Consider the following 19,274-nt stretch of genomic DNA (forward strand, 5'->3'; position numbering starts at 1 on the left):
CCCATGACCAGCCACCCGTTCTACCTGGACTGCGACACCGGCATCGACGACGCCCTCGCCCTGGCCTACCTGCTCGCTTCGCCCCAGGCGGACGTGCGGGGGATCGGCGCCGTCAGCGGCAACGTCAGTGCCGCCGTCGGCGCCCGCAACACCCTGGACCTGCTCCAGCTCGCCGGGCACGCACATATTCCTGTTGCCCTCGGCGCGCACGATCCCCTTGCCGGTTCCTTTGGCGGGGGAGCGCCGTGGGTGCACGGCGCCAACGGCATCGGCGAGGTGTCGCTTTCGACGGCGGCTGCCGAACTTACGTCGGAGAGCGCAGCGGAGATGCTGGTGCGGCTCGCACACGAGCACCCCGGCACGCTGCGGGTCCTGGCCATCGGCCCGCTCACCAACATCGCCGAGGCCCTGCGGCTGGAGCCCGAGCTGCCTCAGTTGGTTTCGAAGATCACGATCATGGGCGGCGCGGCCCTCGCCCCGGGGAACCTCACGCCCGTGGCGGAGGCGAACATCGCCAACGACCCCGAGGCCGCCGCCCTGGTGCTGTCCGCCGGCTGGAACGTGACCCTGGTGCCGCTGGACGTGACCATGACCAACGTGCTGGAGGAGAACCACCGGCAGGAACTGCTTGCCTCTTCCGGTTCTGTGCCGCGGGCGCTGGGGGAGATGCTGGGCTACTACTTCCGGTTCTACGAGGGAATCTTTGGCCGGGCCTGCTCCGCCATGCACGATCCCCTCGCCGCCGCGCTCGCGGTTGGTGCTGTGACCGCTGCCGTCGCCCCGATAGTGCATGTGGACGTCGACACCACTTCCGGGCCGGGCCGCGGGCAGACCGTCTGCGACCTCCGGGGACTGTACCTGGACTATCCCGAGCAGCCCGGTGCCCGCTGCCGGGTGGTGCTGTCGCTGGATGATGACTTCGCGCCGCATTTGGTGGAGACGCTGCTGTCGTTCGGGGCTCCAGCGGCTGCGGGTGATGCGGTGGGTGCGGCTGTGGCCTTGGGTGCGGCCGTCGTCTAGCGTTGTGGATTCGATGGCTTGCGTGGAGATTACTGTCTGTCTGAGGAATCCGGCACACCGCTCGTGTATTTGTGGGCGCCAGAGCCGTTCCAGGAGATGAAAGACAGCTCTGGCGCCAGTGGGTCCAGCAGTCGTGGACCCTCAGCGCTGCCGCAGATGCTGCAGGCCGCTGAGGCCGGTGTTGGTCCTAGGAGAGAACCTTGCACACGTCGATGATGCTGCCCGGGCCGGTAGTAGAGAATTCCGTGACAACGCTCCCCGCCGCGTCAAAGCTGAATGAGACATTGCCCGAGGTGAGGAAGATTCCGTCGCTGCGGGTCAGGATATTCCTTCCCCTCGCCTTGAAAGTGATGTTGTCTGCTTCGTCTGTTGTTATGAAGAAGACTCCGGTGATGACAAAGTCAGCGGTTTTCCCGGTCTTCTCGTTCGTTACGGTGGCCGTCTGGTTCGGGGCGGTGACGATCAGTCCGCCGCTGGGAAGAGTGATCTCCTTAGTCTTCCCAGTGATATCTGCCGTCACCTTGAAGTCGCACCCCGTCAGCTCTACGTCGTCGAAGCTGATGGTTGTGGGCGGTCCCGACGGCGCGGTGGAAGGCGGCGCGGCGACAGCCGGGGCGGCCAAAGCTGCAATGCTTGCGGCCAGTGCTGCGGAAGTTAGCCATTTTTTCATTTCCAAGCCCCTTTGCTCTTGTGTTGCTTCTTAGATCTCTTGGCCCCCTAGGCATCGACTGATCCACCAAGGCCTCCAAGTCTTTGAATGCCACCTTGGAGAAATCTTGGAAGAACCTTGGGGTAACCGGCTTGCCGCAACCGGCGCACCCCCGGTCTTAGGGGGAGTGCATGGCTTCCGCCATGGTGGTGACCTGCCCGGACGGGCGCGATTGCAGCTGGTTGACCTGCGGGAACGCTGCCTGCCCTGCCTGCTGCCCGAGCTGGGGCTGCGTGATCTCAAAGTGCTGGAAAACGTGCCGGTCCCGGTCGAGGGTCGGCGCGTCACATTGAAGGTCCACAGCGCCTCCGGCGAATGCTGCACGGGAATCGCTCCCGCACCAATAGCCGTCAATGCTCGCTAAGCTACGGGCGACGCTCCCCTCAAAGAAGGGGTTTAGTCCATTGAAGAGTCACGTGACCACAGGTTTTTGACAGGGTAGCGCCGATAGAAAATAAGGCGCCGACGGGCCTGACGCAACCAGCGCACCTCGTCGACCTGCAGTCGGTCTGCTTGGGGGAACCAGTCCGTCATCCTGATCATCGGGTGACGTCCCGCATCGAGAGAGGCTGGCGAAGCCAGTCGGCTTCGGAGCACACGGACCGCGTAAGCCGATCCCGGTATTCCGGTCATTAATGCCTTCGGCATCGAGGCCGAGGGCATCTGCAGAAAGTCTGAAAAATGAAGCCATCACTCCGCCGCGTCCTGACTCTGTTCGCGGCAATGCTGTTCGCCCTCGCAGCGGACGCGATCTCGCGGCAATGAATGGAATGGCCAGAACGGTGCCAACCAGGCGATCCGGGAGTAAACGGCAACTCGGAGCGGTAAGCCGGGCTGCGCCCCCACCGTGCACGTTATGCCTCGCTTAGTGGGTCTCTGGAGTTCCAGCCGACGCTCGCCACGGCGTTGCGAGATAGCTCGGCCAAGGCTTTGATGTGTTTTAGCGATGTGTATCTGCCGGTCCTCCTCCACGTGTTCGAGTCAAGCCATGCTGGCAATTTCTTGGCTGGATTCGGTCGCTGGACCGGATCCCGTTACTGGTGCCAACCTTGAGCATTCCAATCAGCAGCATCAGGAAATTGTCGACGCAATTCTCCGTGGCGATGCGGATGGCGCCTACCAGGTTGCCCTCGATCATCTCCAGGGAACTGCCTCCCTGCCTCATGGATTCCTGGTCTCGCCGGAGGATTCCTCACCGGCAGCCTCCGGCGACTCCTGACGTGCAGCGAAAGCGTGCCGTCAGGCCACCTTCCGAGGCCTGATGACCAGCCCGACGACGGCTGCCAGCGCCAGGGCGGAGAGGATGGTCGCCGACCAGAACCCGGCCCGTCCGCCGGTCAGGAAGTCGCCGGGGACAGCGAAGGCCGCGTAGGTTGAAGCCACGATGGCCAGTCCGACGGCGCCGCCAAGTTGCTGCATGGTCTGGAAAAGCCCGGAGGCGGACCCTGCGTGCTCGGGTTCGACGTTGCGAAGCGCGAGCGTCGTGAGCGGCATGAACGTCATGCCGGCTGAGATTCCCGTCAAGAGAAGGGCAACCATGACGATGGCGAAGGGGGTGTCCGGACTCAGTTGCGTGAGTGGCAGGAAGGCGACGACGCGAAGGGCGGCGCCGAGCATGACGAGGCGGACGGCCCCGAAGCGCTCGACCAGCCGCGGGACGATCCGCGACATCGCGAAGATGCTCAGGGGCATCGGCAGGAACGCCAGCCCCGTCAACAGCGGTGTGAGGTGCAGATCGTTTTCGAGGTACTGGACCATGAGGAAGAACATCGCCAGCATCCCGCCGTAGGTGGCCGCCATCGCCGCCAGCGCGGCCACCCGGCTCGGGCTGCGGAGCAGCTGCGGGCGGAGCAGGGGGTGGGCCACTCTCCGCTCGGTGAAGGCGAGCACGGTGATCAGCGCTGCGCCGACCACGAACCCGCCGATCGTGCGGGGACTGGACCAGCCGTCGTCGCCCGCCTGGATGAGAGCCCACACGATGGCGACGGCGCCGCCCGTTGCGGTCACTGCTCCGAGAATGTCGAAGCGCCCGGGTCTGCGGGGAGTTTCGGCGACGAGGCGCGGTACGGCAACGAGGACGACGACGCCGATCGGCACGTTGATGAAGAGGGTCCACCGCCAGTTGGCCATGTCGGTGAGCAGGCCGCCAAGAATGAGCCCGAGCGCGCCGCCCATCGAGGCGACGGCGGAGAACAATGCAAGCGCCCGGTTCCGTGCGCCGTCGTCCCGTGCGCTCGTAGTGATGAGCGCGAGCACGCTCGGGGCGGCGAATGCGGCACCGAGGCCTTGCAGTGCGCGTGCGATGACGAGCAGAAGGGGTGAGGTGGCCAGGCCGCCGAGCAGCGAGAAGACCGTGAAGACTGCGACGCCCACCAGGAACGTCCGGCGACGGCCGAAGACGTCTCCGATCCGTCCGCCGAGCAGCAGGAGGCCGCCGAAGGCTACGGCGTAGCCGTTCAAGACCCAGCTGAGCTGGGCCCGGGTGAAATGGAGGTCGGTGGCGATGTGGGGGAGCGAGACGTTAACGACTGTTGCGTCGAGGACAAGCATGAGTTGGGCCAGCATGACCAGCCAGAGGCCCATGCTGCCGGCGCGGCGGCCGGATGGCGCGATCCCGGCGGACGCACGTGTGGCGATTGTGGATGTCATGGGGTGGTGTCCTGTTCTAGCCGAAGGGCTGACGTACACTAAGAGGAGAGATGCTCCGCTTAGAACTATACGGAGACACTCTCCGCTTTGCAACCATCTTTTGAGAGGTGTTTCTGTGCGCGCTGACGCTCAACGCAATCGCGACCGCATTGTGGAGGTTGCGCGTGCGCTTTTCCGCGCCAAAGGCTTCGATGCCGTCTCGATGGACGAGGTCGGCAAAGGGGCCGGGGTGGGCACCGGAACGCTGTACCGGCACTTCCCGACCAAAGAGTCCCTGTACGACGCGGTTCTTGAGGCTTGGGCAGAGAAGGTCAATGAGGCAGTCGACAGGGCGCTCTCGCTCGATGCATCGGCGCGGGAGCAGCTGTTGACCTGGCTGAGCGACTACGCAGCGATGCTGACAGAACACAAGGGTGCAGCCGCGCGGATCACTGCTGCGCTGGGCGACCCTGAGTCTCCATTCGCGGCGAAATGCACGACTTACATCAACGCGAATCAGCGCGTGATTGAGGCGTTGGACTCGGCCCTGCGCCCCGGGGTCGAGGCAATCCAAATCAGTCGGCTTGTTGGCGGGGCGGCTGCAGTCGCAGACAACAGCGAGCTTCCCGCCGACGCAGTGGCATCGATGCTTGCGATCGTCGCTGACGGACTGCTCGCTCCCTGACGGGTTCAGCGGGCGCATTCGAAGGCCGCGGGTCCGCCTTATGCTGACGCCCGGACGTACTGCGTCAGCATGAGGACCGGGTCAGAGGCGCGTGTCCGGCACCTTGGCACGGCTCGGACCCATGTGGCTGAGGCCGATCTGACCATCAACTACCGGGTTCGACAGGCTCAACCACCGGTGCGAAGCCGCTCGAGGGCCCAGTCCCAGTTGACCAGCTCCTGCTCGCGCCCGTCGTCCGTCTTTTCAGGCCGGCGGCGCCTAAGCCCTGGCCCACCCCGAGTTTTTGTCCAGCTGTCGTCGTCTTGGCACGGTTCAAACCGCGACAGCCGTACAAAAACTCGGGGTAATCTTCCGGCAGACACTAGGTAGCTGCGGCGGATTGAAGCAAGATGCTCGGTATGAAAAACGTCGTTATAGCCAGCCTCGCCTCAGCAGCCGTAGGTTTTGGCGCACTCACCGTAACTGTCCCGAGCAACGCGGCAACGGAGCCGCAGCAGATCTCTGGTCAGATCATCGTCAAGTTCCGCGACAGCGGCGCAGCGCTTGGCCTGCTGCGCCAGAATGGTCTCAGCGACGGCGTTGGCATCGGCAGCACTGGCGCCCACCTCATCAAGGTGCCGGCCGGCAAGGAATCTCAGCTCGTCGAATCCCTGAGCCGGAACCCGGCCGTTGAATACGCCGAGCCGGACCAGCTGGTAACCGCCGCCGTCGACGGACCCGACCCGGACTACTTCCCCCGCCAGTACGCTCTGCACAACGAGGGTCAGTCATTCACTAACACCAACGACACGGTTACTGTGGCCAGGGGCAAGGCCGACGCCGATGTGGACGCCGTCGAAGCATGGGAGGTCACTACCGGCGAGGGCATCAAGGTTGCCGTGCTCGACACCGGTGTCGCCACGGACAACGACGACATTGCAGCGAATGTCGCTCTGCACGCCAACTTCAGCACCGCGGCAACAGGCGAAGACAACTACGGCCACGGCACCCACGTGGCCGGCATTATTGCCGCCACCAGGGACGCGGAGGGTGTGTCCGGTGTATGCCCGGATTGCTCCATTCTGGACGGCAAAGTCCTGAACGACAGCGGTTCCGGCTCCACATCATCGATTGTCAATGGCATCAACTGGGCCGTTGAAAACGGTGCCAATGTGATCAACATGAGCCTCGGACAGCGCGTTTCATCGCGGGCACTCGAGGCTGCCGTCAACAATGCGTGGAACAAAGGGGTGGTGATAGTAGCCGCGGCCGGCAATGCCGGTACCCAGGCGCCGATCTACCCGGGCGCTTACCCCAACGTCATTGCCGTCGCCGCGACCGACAACAACGATGCCAAAGCCTCCTTCTCAACCTATGGCAAGTGGGTGGATGTGGCAGCGCCCGGGGTCAATGTCTACTCCACCTTCCCGAAGCACCCCTTCGAGATCGGCCGGCAGAACGGCCGCGAGATGGGCTACGACATCGCCAGTGGTACCTCAATGGCCTCACCTGTCGTTGCAGGCGTTGCCGCGCTTGTCTGGAGCACACCTGCAGGCACTGAAAACAAGACAGTCCGCGCAAAAGTCCAATCCACCGCCGACTCCGCGGTTTCCGGCACTGGCTCCTACTGGGTGCATGGCCGTGTGAACGCGTGCAAGGCTGTGGCTGGTGACTGCGACCAGCCCTGAGGTTTAGGACTGGAGCGACTGCATCACGGAGAGGTGACCGGCGCGGTCGGCGATGAGGCACTTGGCCAGGTACAACGGCCGGTTCGCGTGCCGGACGTACTGCGTCAGCACGAGGACCGGGTCCGAAGGGCGTAGGTCCAGCAGCTTGGCGCGGCTCGGGCCGACCTGGCTGAGGCTGATCTGGCACTCGCCCGGACCGAGTCCCCGGCCAGCCGCCTTGTTGAGGGCCGAGAGCAGGGTGGTGCCGCCGTCGTCCTTGACATCCAAGGGCGCGGCGGCGCCGCCGGCAAAACTGACAGGCTGGGCGGAAATGTTCTCCTGCAGGTGCGCAATGGGCTCGCCGTCGCGGATCAGGACAGACTCCCAGAGCCAGACGTCGCTGCCGGGGTCGACGCCGACGCCGGGGGCGACGAATTCGGAGGCCGGCTGTTTCTCGACCTGGATGCGCTTGATCTCGACCTGGTGGCCGGGGCCGCCGAGTACTTCCTCGAAGGGCCGGATGCGTTCGATGCCGATGCGGGGGAGGGTGTCGGAAACGAACCGGCCGACGCCCCGGCGGGCCCGGATGAGGCCGTCCTCCTCGAGCAGCATCAGGGCCTCGCGGACCACGGTGCGGCTGACCTTCATGTCGGCGCCGAGTTCGGTCTCGGTGGGGAGCATGGAGCCGGGTTGCAGCAGGTTGTTGCGGATGGCTTCGGCGATCCGGGAGTACACGGCAACCCGGAGCGGTGAGCCGGGGTGGGCCTCCACCGGCTGGGACAGGAACCGGACGGCTTCCTCGTGCACGTTATGCCTCGTTTGTGTGTTTTGTTCGGAGAGTCCCAGCGTAGCAAGTGGTACGTGCTTGTTGGACAAGGTGCGCGGTGCACCCGCATTGGATTCAGCTAGCAGACGGGGCACGACGCACCGCCGAGCAGTTAAGTAGACGTCGCTCTGATGTAGCATTTCCGAGTTCGGCCAAAGGCCAGTGGCCCCAACGGCCATCGGTTGATCAGCTCGAGGTCAGCTTGAGATGCGAAGAATTGACGACCTGCAGTCTGCGACCGTCGCTCACCATTCCAAGTGACGAGCGGGGACGAACGGCCATTCAGCTGTTTCGCGAGAAACGTCCCGACGAAATAACAGTTCCATCGCTGAGCAGGACATTTGTCACTCGTTCAGAAGTCTTGGTGCGGATCAAAGCTCGATGTCCTCGTGTCCCGTGTCGAAAGCGTCCACCACGTGGGCCCTTTCGCCGCAACGCCCGGCAGTCACTCGGCAAAGTACTGGGCCACGTCGTGCCTGAAGTCCCTAGACCAGCTCAAGAAACCTTCATCCGAAAAGCACATCTTCGGATGAACAAGGGAATGCAATTAGTCGGTACGCGCCCAGCTGGCGGCTATGAGTTTCTGCGACTCTGGGTCAAGATTTAGAGGGGCCAATTCATTCTGCCGCTCCCCATACAAGGGATGGAAGAAGCGATAACCAGTACTGCTTAGGTCCTTTAAAAACCAACTGGCGGGACGACGGCCAATGACCCACTCCTGCAAACGTGGATGGATCTTGGTCACCTCTGTACGTAGGAGGTGATCGTTATACTCATCGGTCAGATCACGCTGGTCCATGCGCATATAGAAACCGTGAATGCGAGTACGTAGCCACAAATCAATGATCAGCCCATCGGCTGTCGGCTGAAGCACGCACCGCTTTAACTTGGCATCGCGCAATCCTGGAACCCAACTGATCCCGGTCGTAATATTCCAAGTCTTGTCGAAGGTGGTAGAAGACGGCAGTTGTTTTCGCATGATGTGCCGGTCCAGGTCGGAGGTCAGCGAGTTCACCTTGGAAAACAGCTTGTGCATTGCCGTCAGATTTGCTTCTAGAATCGAATCACGTTGCCTCCGACGCTCTGCACCCCGTCCGATGAAGTACGCGGCCGCAACAGAAATGACCGAGACGAAAGCTCCTATGGCTGGAGGCAAAATTACCTGCCAACCGCTCACAGGCATGTTCCAATCAAGCATCAGTACCCCTTTTCACTGCCAGCAATCCTAACCGGCACAGTTAGCTGCGCCCGCCCTTAATGTCGGCTGCTGCCGAGCCGCGGTCTCGACCGGCTCAACTGGCGGGGGAGCCGAGCCGTTCGAGCGCCCAGTCCCAGTTGATTAGCTCCTGTTCGAGGCGGACCCCTGAACCGTAGGCGGCGTTGCCCAAAGATACGTAGAGTTCCGACTCCTCCGGTGTGAGCCTTGTCAGGGCAGCCCTCGACGGTGACGGCTCCTGGCCCCACGCATCCCTGTGCGCGAGCAGGGTCTCTTCGTCCATCAGCACGCTCTCCACCAAAGGGTGTACCGCGCGGAGCTGGTCAAGGATGTGGAAGCCATGCGTATCGATGTCGCCCCAATACAGGATTTTGCAGTTACGAAGCCACGCCGCATCCCGCAGCGACGAGAAACCATACCCGGCGCCATACAGGGCAAGCGTTCCGGGACGCTCCGGCAGTGCAAGGAAATTGACCTGGTTCTCGGTCGCAATCACCTTGTGTACGGGCAGCTGCAGCGTGCTGAACGCCTCTGCGGTCACGGTGATGTCCCGGGCGCCGCCAAGGGCAGGAATCGCGGGGTCGAGGATGCGGAACCGGACGAGCTCGGGCGGATGCAGGAACCCATGGCGACGGGCAAAGCGTGCCGCCGCAGTACGACCGACACCGTTTTCCAATGTTGCGTCGGCGCCAGTCACATCCGGTTCGACCTCTTCTACGGCACGTTCGGCGTCGACCTCCGTCCTGCCGCTATCTGGGCAGGGGGTGAGCGCAGCCAGCAGCTGATTTATATCCTGCCGGTGACCCTCGATGAATTTCGTGTGGACCCCGGGCAGTCCGAGCTGCCTAACATAGATGCCCGGCTCGGGATTATCTCTAAGCCACAGCGCTACCCGCGCCGCGGCCAGGACGTCGGGTCCCAGCGCCAAAACTCTCAGCGGCCGCCGCGCCGCCCAAGCGTGCAGCAGCGGATCCAGCCCACGAAGACTCGCTGCCAGCTCCCGGAACCGCGTCGCCTCCCGGGTTTTGCCGACAAACCCGATCTCGTCCTTCACGGTCGCGAACACTGCAGCCGCCGGAATCCGGTTGGAGCCGATGGTGTTGCGTCCCACCTCTGTCGTTTCCAAGTTGAATTGACCGGCCGCAGCAAAGAGCTCAGCGGCCCAACTGCGGGCAGCACCGTAATCACTCAACAGTTCGCCCGCCGTCGGACGCTTCAATGTACGACGGCGCGGATACGCGCCGGACGGTTCCAGGAGCTCCCGCAGCAAAGCACCGCTGTTCCAAGCCTTCAGCGACTGGGCGCGCAGCCCCGAAACTGTGGTCCAGGAATCAACCGGCACGCCGGTCCCGTTCGTCCCGGTATTCCTGGATGGTCATGTTGCGCAGCTGCGAGTCGTCGCCGTTGGTGTTCGCCACGAATCCCACGTGCGAGACGAAGGGTTCGATCACATGAATTTTCTGCAGTGGCGTGACGATCAGCAGCTGAAGTCTCATCCGCTGGAACAGCTGCAACCCGTACCGTGCGGACTCGTCGGAACCTCGGCCGAATGCCTCGTCGATCACCACGAACCGGAAGCTTCGGCCGGACTTCTTCCCGGCTTCCGCGCTCGCTGAACCAGCCCCGGACCCCAGCCCGAACTGGAACGAAAGTGCCGCCGCGAGGATCGTGTACGCAAGCTTCTCCTTCTGGCCGCCCGACTTGCCGCCCGAATCCGTGAAGTGCTCGAACTCCTCGCCGGTCTCGGTCCACTTTTCCGACGCCGAGAACGTGAACCAGTTCCGCACATCCGTGACCTTGTCCGTCCACCGTTCATCCAGCGTGGTCAGTCCCTCGCGTCCCCGGAAGCGCTCGATCAGGCGCTCCACCTGCAGGTACTTCTGCTCCGAGTACTGGTCCTCGTCGCCGATGGTCCCCTCCGAGCATGCCCGCAGATCCACGCCGAACTCGCGCACGTCCTGGTCCGACGTATTCTGGTGCTCCAGCTGGATGTGCCGGCCCGGGTTGTACTCAATCCCGGCCAACGACTGGTTGATCTCGCCGATCCGGTTCACAATGTCCTGCCGCCGGCCGTCCAGGAACGCGTTGAACGCCACCACCTCGTGGATGGTGTTCTGGTTGAGGGATTCCTTGAAGTGCGCCTCGAACCGCGGAAGGTCGTTGCTGACCAGCTGCTCCAGCAGCCGGTTATAGTCCGGCACGGCCTCAAGGGCGGCATCGATGTCCGTGGTCTCGTTCGGGTACTTGTTGCGGAAATCCGCCATCAGCCGGACGGTGCCTTCCGCCGCCCGGGCGATCCGCTTGGACAGCGCGTCGATGGTGTCCGTCAGCCCGGCGCGGACGGTGCTCTCCGCCGTGCCGGTGTTCTTGTACGTCAGCGTTTTGTCCCCAAGCGCCGCTTTGGTGAGATGTTCGACGGCGGCCAGCACCCCGCCGTCGTTCGTCAGCGGGGTTTCCGCGAGAATGCCGCGGCATTCCTCAATCGCTTCCGCGATGTCCCTCGCGTCCTTCTCGTTCGCGCCGAGACGCTCGCGCAGCTTGCCGGCGCGTTCTTCCAGCCGCTCCAGCTCGGCGGCCACTGCGGACTCCTTGGCCGTCAGCTGCTTCAGCACGTCGCTGGCGGTCTCCAGCTCGAGCTTCTCCGCCTTCAGTTCCTCGATCCGCCGGGCGGTGAGCTGCCAGCTGATCTCGCCGAAGTCCGCCACCGAGCGCACGGCGCCGAGCTGCTGGTTCTGCGTTCGCAGGGCATCCAGGGCCGCGTCGACCTTCTTCAGCTGCGCCTGCGTGACCCCGAGCTGGCCCCTGACCTCGTCCTGCTCGACGAGGAAGCGGCTGATCTTGTCGTGGTTGTCCCAGCCGAGCACAAAGTTGCGCCGGTCCGTGAGTTCCCGCCGGTCGTCCTTTTCGTGCCTGCCGCGGCCGCCCTTGAGCTGCCCGTTGACCGTCAGCGCCTTGGGATAGCGGCGGAAGTCCTCGAGGGTGTCGCAGCAGACATGGTCGAACCGGGTGGCGAGCTCATCCAGCAGGAAGTTGCGGAACGGGGTGCCCGGCTTGATGGCGATCTTCGCGGCCAGCGTTCCCGGCTCGGCGGCCCGGGCCGCCGGAGATTCGCCGATCCGCAGGTAGACCAGCCGGCCTCGCAGGTTGTTGGCATCCACCCAGCTGCTCACGGCCGCATAGTGTTCGGCCGGCACCAGCAGGGACAGCGCGAAGCCGTGCAGCGTGCGCTCGGCCGCGCCCTCCCAGGCGCCCTCGCCGTCACGGACGCGGAGCAGTTCGCCGGCGTACGGCAGCGCCGCTTCCGGGATGCCCGTTCCGTCGCACAGCCGACGGCGGAGTTCCAGCTGGGGGAGCGGCAGCAGGTTGGGGCGGGACTGCAGGCTGCGCAGTTCCGCGCCGAGTTCGGCCAACCGTGCGTTGAGCTCGGTGCGGGTGATGGTGAGCTTTGTCCGGTCGTCCTGCAGCTCACCGGACTGTTCGCCGAGCTGTTTCTCCACATCGCCGAGCCGGGCACGGTTGGCGTCGAAGAGCACCCGGTCCTCGGGCGGCCGCAGTCCCAGGTCTTTCGCGGCCGCGCCGTAGGTGTCGAAGCGCTGCCGCTGGGTCATCGATTCCACGGAGAGCCGCGCAATGTCGGCGTCGATGGCTGCCAGCCGGCCGCCGCCGTTGGTGCGGATGTCCTCCTGGACGGCCTGCAGCTCGTGCTTCTTGCCGGTGATCTCATTGCGCAGCTTGGTGCTGTCCTCCTGCAGCCGCTCGCCGGTGCGTTCCAGCTCCGCCTGGTGCTCCAGGCTGAGCTGCAGCTTCCGGTCCGTGAACCAGGGATGAAGCTGATCCCGTTGCTGGCGCGCCAGCTCATCCTCGTGGCTCAGCTCGGCGTGCTGGGCGGCGCCCTCCCTGATCGGCGTCAGTAGGGCGATCTGGTCCTTGGCCCGCAGCACGGCGTCGTGGGCCTTCTTCAGGTCGTCGAAGTGGTGGATGAGGTTGCCGATGCGCTCGGCAACGTTGTCCTCCTCCAGCATGTTGGTCCGGACGAACGAGGTGATGTTCTCCACCTGCTTCATGGACACCGTGCGGTGGAACAGCTCCATGGCCTGGTTGCCGCTGATGCCGAACTGGCGCTTGAAGGCCGCGGCGTAGGGGTCGAAGGTGTCGTGCACGGAGGCGCCGGCGGCACGGAGCTTCTTCTTCAGCTTGGCCGGGTCCTGGCCGAAGTTGGAGAAGTCGGCCGCAATCGACTGGTCCGCCTCGGCAAGCGAGTAAAAGCGGCTGGGCGTGCCTGCCTCCTGGGTGGCCCAGAGCGTGATGGCCAGGGTGACCGACTTGCCCAGTACGGCATTCCGGAAGACTCCAAGCACCACGGTCAGGGAGCCGGTGCTCCGCAGCGCCACGGGCTTGGAGTACTCGCCGCCGATGCTCCGCGTGCTCTTGTGGAAGCCGCGGACATACGACATCAGCGAGCGTTCCTTCTTCTGCGCGCCCGCCGCCTTGTTGTACTCGATCCGGTTGGCCGGCAGCAGCAGCGTGGTGATGGCGTCCACCACTGTCGACTTCCCCGATCCGATGTCGCCGGTCAGCAGACTGTTGGCACCGTCCAGCCGGAACGTCCGCACGCCCTGGTGGAACGTGCCCCAGTTGAGCAGCTCCAGACGGTGCAGCCGGAAGCCCGGGGGAGTGCCGCCGTCGTCCGTCTTTTCTTCCAGGCTGAACAGGGTGTCCTGCAGTTCAGTGCTCACTTGCTATCCTCCTCAGAGGCGCCTGCGCCCAGCGGTCCGGCGAGCGTCGCACGGTAGTCCGCCAGCCGCGAGTCGAACTCCTCCAGCCATTGGGCGTCCACGAATGCTTTGAGAATGCGGGCCACCTCGTACGTGTCCGCCTGACCCTTGAGCTTCCGAAGAAAACCGAGCTCTACGACTTTCTTGATGTCGGCCCGGAGCCGGTCCAGAGTCCGGGCCTCGTTGCTGGATTCCGGCCGGAACAGCGCAACCATGTCCACGATCTCCTGCTCAGTCATGATGAGCCTGACCTCGCTGCTGTTGATATCGAACTCCATTATGCGGCGGCGGAGGAGCACCAGCAGGAGGCTGACGTTGAAGGTGAGGGTGCGGCGCGCGATGAGCCGGGGAAGCGTACTGTCGGGATTCTCTCGCGACTTCAGGAATGCGTAGCCCTCGGACTCGTCCAGGATCAGGTCCAGCCCCAGCACGGACACGTAGTCGCGGACCTGGGAGGTCAGGCCCAGCAGCGACTGCCAGAGCTTCTCGTCCCCTTCGGCGTACAGCACGCCTTTGAAGAGCCGGGTGACGACGCTGGGAAGTTCCTCGGGCGTCCGGGTTTCCGTTTCCGCGGTGCTTGCGGAATCTGCTGCCGGGTTCATGCGGGCCTTCCGAAGATGATCTGTTCGAGGGTGGCTTCGCGGATGCTGCCGTCCTCCAGCTGCCAGGAAATCTGCTGCTCGGCCTCCGGGTTGATACTGGCCCAGTCCGACTCCGTGGCCAGCTGGTAGTAAGCCACGATCTCCGCGAGCCCCTGTTCGATGGGGTGGGCCGCGGTGATCTCCGCGAGGGTGGCCTGTTCCGCCTCGGCCAGCACGGCATCGATATTCGACTTCAGGCGCTCCTTGTCCACGTGGAACTGGCTGAACAGGGCGCCGGCGTCCACGTCCGCGTCATCGGCGGTTTCGACGACGTCGTCCACCATGACCCGCCGGCTCGGCTCGTAGAGCGGGCGTTCGAACGGCAGGATGATGTCCACTGACGGCGCGGCGATCGTCATAAAGTCCCCTGGCGGCGGCTGCTCCCGGGCGGCAAGGGCACCGGACTCGACGCTCCGGATGAGCTGCATGATGCGCTTGTTCTCCAGGAACACCTTGTCATCGAGCAGCCGGCGCATCTGCTGGGACAGCTGGCGGACGGTGCCCTGGGTCTGTTCGACAGCGGGCAGCCAGTCCTGGTGCAGGTTGGTGACGGCGTGCAGGTTATCCATCTTGGCAAGGGCTTCGATCTGTGTGGCCCGCTGGAGGAGCTCCTGCAGTTTTCTCCGGGACTCCGGCGACATGAGGTAGTCCCAGCAACCCTGGAAGGTCCGGCCCTGCAGGGAGCTGCTGATGTCCTGCTGGTTGGCGAAGATCGACTCCAGTAGCTCGCCTTGGGTGCCGTCCCAGGTGGCGATCTGCTCGCGGACCTGGCGGTCCAGCTTCCGGAAGTTCTGCTCGACCTCGCGGAAGTCCGAGAGGAGGTCCTTGGCCAGGGCGGTTAGCTGTTGGAAATGGTCGAGTGCCTCCGGGGCCGTCATGACCCGGATGTTCCCATCGCGGATGCGCTGCATCTCGGCGTCGATGGCGTCTCGCTGGTTTTGGAGTTCTTTGAGGCGTACATCAGGGTCCGTCTCGGACTGCTGGACCAGCCGCTCGAGGACGGCGAAGATGCTGGTGAGCCGCGACTGGGTGGCCACGAAGTCGCGGCCGCGCAGGCTTTCCACCCAGCGGACCACATCCTCCGCGGCGGCGGTGAGATCGTAGCGCGGCTCGTCCTGGCCCTGGATGTAGTACTTCCGCAGCCAGGCCCTTTCGGGGGCGGCCCAGTCGTCGAGGTATTCCGACGCCTGGCGCGGGAACTTGTCCTCGCCGTAGGCATCGCGGAGGCCGAAAAGAACGTCGTCCAGGCTGTCGATGAGCTGCTGCCTGCCGAGGTTCCGCTGGTTCGGCCCGGTGAAGGCCGCCATGAAAAACGAGATGGCGAGCGGGGCGTTCTGGGCACGCAGCAACGACCAGCCTGCATGGTTCTCACGCAGGGCGTTGATTGCGTAGTAGTCCATCGCGTCCCGTGGTGTTTGATGCGTCACGTCCTGTGTTCACTCTAAAGGGCACCGCGGACATCCGCGTTGCGGTTTGCCTACGGGAGGGGCTGGCGCTCGCCGACTGCAACCGCGCCGTCGAGCGTGACGTACGACCGCCGTCGTCCTTCCAGCCTTTCCTGCTGCGCGGGCGACGGAATCTGCGCCCCTTTCGCGCGGTTGCATCTGCTGCACGCCGCGACGAAGTTCTGCAGGCTGGTGGATCCGCCCTTGGACCACGGATAGAAGTGGTCGCCATGCTCTGCCGGACGTGAACACCGACGGCGGAAGCCGGCCTCCATCTCGCACTGGCCGCCGGCCCGGGCCATCCCTTCGCGGCGCTGCTGGCGCGTGAAGCGGCGAACGGGATCGCGGCGGCGCACGTCGCGGGAGCGGATGATGAGCACTGTGATGATCAGGGCAACAATGACGAGCCCCGGGGCTGTGATCGCCGCCAGGACGCCGTCGAACATCTCGCGCATGATGCTGGCGACCGAGGAGCCGGTCTTGCCGAGCGTTACGTGGGTTGTGTTCGGCTGGAAGGAAAGGATGACCGCGGCGATGAGCCAAACAATGGCCGCGAGGTATGCCATCCGAAGGGCCACCCGTGTCCAGTAGATGCGCTTCAGTTCCAACATTCGGTCTCTCCCCAACAAGACTCCGGCAAAGTGATTCAGGCGATGTCCTGTTCACTGAGGGAGATCGTACTTTGGTTTCTGTGGGCTCGGTTTCGACAAGCTCAACCAGCGGAGTAATTTCAACAGGCCCGCGCTGGCAGGCCCAGTTAGTTATCTGGGCGATGGTAGCGACAGAATGTTCTGGAGCGGATCTGCCCCTGGGTTGGCTTCGTCAAAACCGGCTATCCGCCTTTTCATGACGTGCCGAATTAAGGAATTCCCGTTGCAGATCAACAAACAGACGCTGAAAGAAGACGGGTTCTCCGGATTCCGGTCGTTCAAAGAGCTGGACATCAACCGGGTTCCCCAGGCCCCCGGTATCTATGCAGTGCTCAAACCTGAGGGATTCGAGCGGTTGTTCCTTGCGAAGAGCGTTGGGGGCCGGTTCAAGAAGCGGAACCCGTCCTTGCTCCAAGCGGCGTTGGAGGCAGAGTGGATCGAGGACGCGGATGTCCTCTACATCGGGAAAGCAGGTCCCGGAAGCACCGGCAATCGCGGACTCCGAAAGCGCATTCAAGAGTTCGCTGACTTCGGCCGGGGGAAGCCTGTTGGCCACTGGGACGGGCGGCTCATTTGGCAGCTCAGCGACTCCCAATCACTGGTCATCGCGTGGAAGGAGTTGCCAGCAGCCGAGGTGAATGCTGCAGAAGCCGCCTATCACGCGAAATTCATCGGCACGTACGGGAAGCTGCCCTTCGCCAACCTGGTTCAGGCCAGGGCGTAGGGACACGCATGCCCCAGGCATGATTTTGGTGGGTTCTGGTTCCGGGCAAACTGCTCTACCTTTTTGCTATGGCCATGGGCAAGCAACGTTGCTCTGACCCTTTATAGGAATTTCTACTCAGTGAGGAGTGGGAAAGGTCATGCCTCTCCGGACCAAAATTTTTCTTGGAGTCCTCGTTCTGTTGCTGGTTGTCGGCGGCGGAGTGTTTTTGTACAACGACAACATCAAAAGGAGCCGGGCAAGCGAGTACCACCCCGAGATCACTCCGGCAGATTTCACCACCAACATCACCAATAAATACTTTGCACTCCCCGTCGGCAAGAAAATGACGTATGAGACCGCTGACCAAGGAGGGGTCACCGAAAGGATCGAGATTGAGATCCTGCCGGAGAAGATGCAGATCGAGGGCTTTGAGACGGTCGTCTATCTGGACAAAGAATACAAGAACGGGCAGCTGGTAGAGGAAACACGGGACTACTTGGCACAGCATAAGAACGGTGACGTGTGGTACTTCGGGGAGGACGTGAACAACTACTGGAATGGGATGCTGATCCACCACGCGGGCAGCTTCCTCCACGGAAAAGATGGAGCAAAAGCCGGGATTTGGATGAAGGCCGAGCAGCGAGTTGGTGACTCCTATCGGCAGGAATTCTACATTGGCAATGCGGAGGACATGCGGGATACCATCGCCACCGGCCAGACCGTATCCACGAAAACCGCCAAGTACACCGACTGCGTCAAGGTCTACGACTGGACGCCGCTTGAGAAGAACTCACGGGAGCATAAATACTACTGCCCCGAAGTCAAGTCATTGGTCCTTACCGAGGACCTGGAGACGGGCAGCCGGTCAGAACTCGTTAACGTTGTGCAGCCGTAGGGTCGATTAGCGCTGGCTTAGTTAGGACAGTCTCAGCCACGGGGCTTGGTTTCGACAGCCTCAGCCACGGGGCTTGGTTTCGACAGCCTCAGCCACGGGGCTTGGTTTCGACAGCTTCAACCAGCGGGGCCTGTCTTCGGCAGGCTCAAGCAGAAGCAGCGGCGCTCACACGCCGTAGAAGCTCTCGCGGGCCTCGGCATACCGTTCCCGGACGCCGAAGCCCCAGTCGCCTTCGGGTTCGTAGGCGGCTTCGACGCATGGCCGATGACCAGGGCGGCGATGGCCAGGCCGCGACCGCCAAAAGCTCGCGCTGACGTCTTGTTCGGTCGTGCCAAAGCTGCCGCCGGCAAGACCTTCGCCGATCTTGCCTGAAACTTTCGCCGATCTTGCCGGAACAGGGTGACCATCATTTCATAGCTTGAAGGGGTGGACACCATGGCGGACGACAATGAAGTGCTGGACCGGGTTTCCCCGCGACAACAGCAGGAAGTCGACAACCAGGCGGCATTCCCTCGATATCTGCCGAAGGGTGAAAATGCGCAAGGGGGTGAGAATCTTGAACGACTACGTTCCCCGTCCTGCTGCACCATATGACGCGCACTGGGTCATCAAGCACGACCTAGCGAACATCATCGCCAAATACACCGATAGGGGCGACCAGATAACCGCCGCTGTCTACATCGAAGCAATTGCCCGTTACGACGGCGACTGAATCTGGCAACCAGCGGGCTTGGGTTCAAGGTGCGCCGCAGACATCTGCTGTCTGCCTACGGGAGGGGCTGGCGCTCGCCGACCGCAACCGCATCCTTGAGCGTGACGTACGTCCGCCGTCGTCCTTCCAGCCTTTCCTGCTGCACAGGCGAGGGGATCTGCGCGCCTTTCGCGCGGTTGCACCTGCCGCACGCCGCGACGAAGTTCTGCAGGCTGGTGGATTCGCCCTTGGGCCACGGATAGAAGTGGACGCCGGAACGGCCGGCGCCATCGTCCAGAGCAACTTTCGGCGCCACTTCCATGTTCCGCCAACTCACCGAACTGCGCCGCCTCCTGGGACTTGCCCAGCACTCTGGCCATCTGCCGGAAAGGGGGGCGGGCAACGGGCTGCGCCGACGTCGTTAGAAGTTGCCGCGAGGAGTGCCCATATCAGGCGCGTCCGAAAAGCTCTGGACTATCAACCTTTAAAGAACCTGGGGTGCAGACGAAGAAGTGGGGCTGTGCTACGGGGGCAAACGGAACGATCAGCCATTTGTTGCCGTAAAGCTCCACATAGGAGTCGGAGGGGCAACGTGCAAAGGCTTCTTCGCGGGTCATGTCTTCGTTCCCTTCCATATACTGAGGATTTTGGCGATAAACATTGATCAGGTCAGCTCCGACGCATAGTCCCCCGGCCTGCATTGAGGCTTCGTATGTAAAGGGTAGGCATCGGTTTCGTTAC

General features: G+C 63.3%; 19 protein-coding genes. 7 read left to right on the plus strand and 12 right to left on the minus strand.

Annotation, left to right across the window (positions count from 1 at the left end):
- Window positions 1–3 precede the first annotated feature (3 nt).
- Complete coding sequence (locus QF036_RS06855) at window positions 4–1,020, plus strand: nucleoside hydrolase (protein ID WP_307100377.1); 1,017 nt, start codon at window positions 4–6, stop codon at window positions 1,018–1,020.
- A 187-nt stretch (window positions 1,021–1,207) separates the two neighbouring features.
- On the opposite strand, the gene QF036_RS06860 is transcribed toward QF036_RS06855, so the two are convergent.
- Window positions 1,208–1,642: a hypothetical protein gene (locus QF036_RS06860; protein ID WP_307100379.1), complete on the minus strand. Its 435-nt coding sequence runs from the start codon at window positions 1,640–1,642 to the stop codon at window positions 1,208–1,210.
- 205 nt (window positions 1,643–1,847) lie between these two features.
- A complete protein-coding gene (locus QF036_RS06865; RefSeq protein ID WP_307100381.1) occupies window positions 1,848–2,030 on the minus strand; it encodes a hypothetical protein in 183 nt (60 codons plus the stop codon).
- A 687-nt stretch (window positions 2,031–2,717) separates the two neighbouring features.
- Here QF036_RS06865 and QF036_RS06870 point away from each other — a divergent pair.
- Window positions 2,718–2,948, plus strand: coding sequence for an FCD domain-containing protein (locus tag QF036_RS06870; RefSeq protein WP_307100382.1), 231 nt, complete (start codon window positions 2,718–2,720; stop codon window positions 2,946–2,948).
- Window positions 2,949–2,968: 20 nt separating this feature from the next.
- On the opposite strand, the gene QF036_RS06875 is transcribed toward QF036_RS06870, so the two are convergent.
- Entirely contained in the window at window positions 2,969–4,378 is a 1,410-nt protein-coding gene (locus tag QF036_RS06875; RefSeq protein WP_307100384.1) for an MFS transporter, read from the minus strand.
- A 115-nt stretch (window positions 4,379–4,493) separates the two neighbouring features.
- On the opposite strand from QF036_RS06875, the gene QF036_RS06880 reads away from it, so the two are divergent.
- Together QF036_RS06880 and QF036_RS06885 are read left to right on the plus strand one after the other, a co-directional pair.
- A complete protein-coding gene (locus QF036_RS06880; RefSeq protein WP_307100386.1) occupies window positions 4,494–5,042 on the plus strand; it encodes a TetR/AcrR family transcriptional regulator in 549 nt (182 codons plus the stop codon).
- A 398-nt stretch (window positions 5,043–5,440) separates the two neighbouring features.
- Window positions 5,441–6,709, plus strand: coding sequence for a S8 family serine peptidase (locus QF036_RS06885; RefSeq protein WP_307100388.1), 1,269 nt, complete (start codon window positions 5,441–5,443; stop codon window positions 6,707–6,709).
- A 3-nt stretch (window positions 6,710–6,712) separates the two neighbouring features.
- Here QF036_RS06885 and QF036_RS06890 read toward each other — a convergent pair whose 3' ends face one another.
- The 7 genes from QF036_RS06890 to QF036_RS06920 all read right to left on the minus strand — a co-directional run bounded on the left by QF036_RS06890 (window position 6,713) and on the right by QF036_RS06920 (window position 16,202).
- Entirely contained in the window at window positions 6,713–7,495 is a 783-nt protein-coding gene (locus QF036_RS06890) for a GntR family transcriptional regulator (RefSeq protein WP_307100390.1), read from the minus strand.
- Between the two features lie 566 nt (window positions 7,496–8,061).
- On the minus strand, window positions 8,062–8,712 hold the full coding sequence (locus QF036_RS06895) for a hypothetical protein (RefSeq protein ID WP_307100392.1): 651 nt from the start codon (window positions 8,710–8,712) through the stop codon (window positions 8,062–8,064).
- Between the two features lie 94 nt (window positions 8,713–8,806).
- The gene (locus tag QF036_RS06900) at window positions 8,807–10,072 is read right to left on the minus strand and encodes a Wadjet anti-phage system protein JetD domain-containing protein (protein ID WP_307100394.1); all 1,266 of its coding nucleotides are present in this window, start codon (window positions 10,070–10,072) and stop codon (window positions 8,807–8,809) included.
- A complete protein-coding gene (locus tag QF036_RS06905; protein WP_307100396.1) occupies window positions 10,062–13,466 on the minus strand; it encodes an ATP-binding protein in 3,405 nt (1,134 codons plus the stop codon). Before QF036_RS06905 ends, QF036_RS06900 begins: the two co-directional genes overlap by 11 nt.
- Window positions 13,463–14,107 (minus strand): DUF4194 domain-containing protein, encoded by a 645-nt coding sequence (locus QF036_RS06910; protein WP_307100398.1) that lies wholly within the window; start codon window positions 14,105–14,107, stop codon window positions 13,463–13,465. The genes QF036_RS06905 and QF036_RS06910 overlap by 4 nt, the downstream gene beginning before the upstream one ends.
- Window positions 14,104–15,573 carry a DUF3375 domain-containing protein gene (locus tag QF036_RS06915; protein ID WP_307100399.1) on the minus strand — a complete coding sequence of 490 codons (1,470 nt, stop codon included), beginning with the start codon at window positions 15,571–15,573 and terminating at the stop codon, window positions 14,104–14,106. The genes QF036_RS06910 and QF036_RS06915 overlap by 4 nt, the downstream gene beginning before the upstream one ends.
- A gap of 50 nt (window positions 15,574–15,623) precedes the next feature.
- Entirely contained in the window at window positions 15,624–16,202 is a 579-nt protein-coding gene (locus QF036_RS06920) for an HNH endonuclease (protein WP_307100401.1), read from the minus strand.
- A gap of 235 nt (window positions 16,203–16,437) precedes the next feature.
- On the opposite strand from QF036_RS06920, the gene QF036_RS06925 reads away from it, so the two are divergent.
- The 3 genes from QF036_RS06925 to QF036_RS06935 all read left to right on the plus strand — a co-directional run bounded on the left by QF036_RS06925 (window position 16,438) and on the right by QF036_RS06935 (window position 18,554).
- Window positions 16,438–16,965, plus strand: coding sequence for a hypothetical protein (locus QF036_RS06925; protein ID WP_373460270.1), 528 nt, complete (start codon window positions 16,438–16,440; stop codon window positions 16,963–16,965).
- A gap of 139 nt (window positions 16,966–17,104) precedes the next feature.
- On the plus strand, window positions 17,105–17,842 hold the full coding sequence (locus tag QF036_RS06930) for a hypothetical protein (RefSeq protein ID WP_307100404.1): 738 nt from the start codon (window positions 17,105–17,107) through the stop codon (window positions 17,840–17,842).
- A gap of 547 nt (window positions 17,843–18,389) precedes the next feature.
- Window positions 18,390–18,554 carry a hypothetical protein gene (locus tag QF036_RS06935; protein WP_307100407.1) on the plus strand — a complete coding sequence of 55 codons (165 nt, stop codon included), beginning with the start codon at window positions 18,390–18,392 and terminating at the stop codon, window positions 18,552–18,554.
- A gap of 55 nt (window positions 18,555–18,609) precedes the next feature.
- Here QF036_RS06935 and QF036_RS06940 read toward each other — a convergent pair whose 3' ends face one another.
- Window positions 18,610–18,849 carry an HNH endonuclease gene (locus tag QF036_RS06940; RefSeq protein ID WP_307100409.1) on the minus strand — a complete coding sequence of 80 codons (240 nt, stop codon included), beginning with the start codon at window positions 18,847–18,849 and terminating at the stop codon, window positions 18,610–18,612.
- Window positions 18,850–18,982: 133 nt separating this feature from the next.
- On the minus strand, window positions 18,983–19,150 hold the full coding sequence (locus QF036_RS06945) for a hypothetical protein (RefSeq protein WP_307100411.1): 168 nt from the start codon (window positions 19,148–19,150) through the stop codon (window positions 18,983–18,985).
- Window positions 19,151–19,274 lie beyond the last annotated feature (124 nt).

This window comes from Arthrobacter globiformis (assembly GCF_030817195.1).
In the GTDB taxonomy this organism is placed as follows: domain Bacteria; phylum Actinomycetota; class Actinomycetes; order Actinomycetales; family Micrococcaceae; genus Arthrobacter; species Arthrobacter globiformis_D.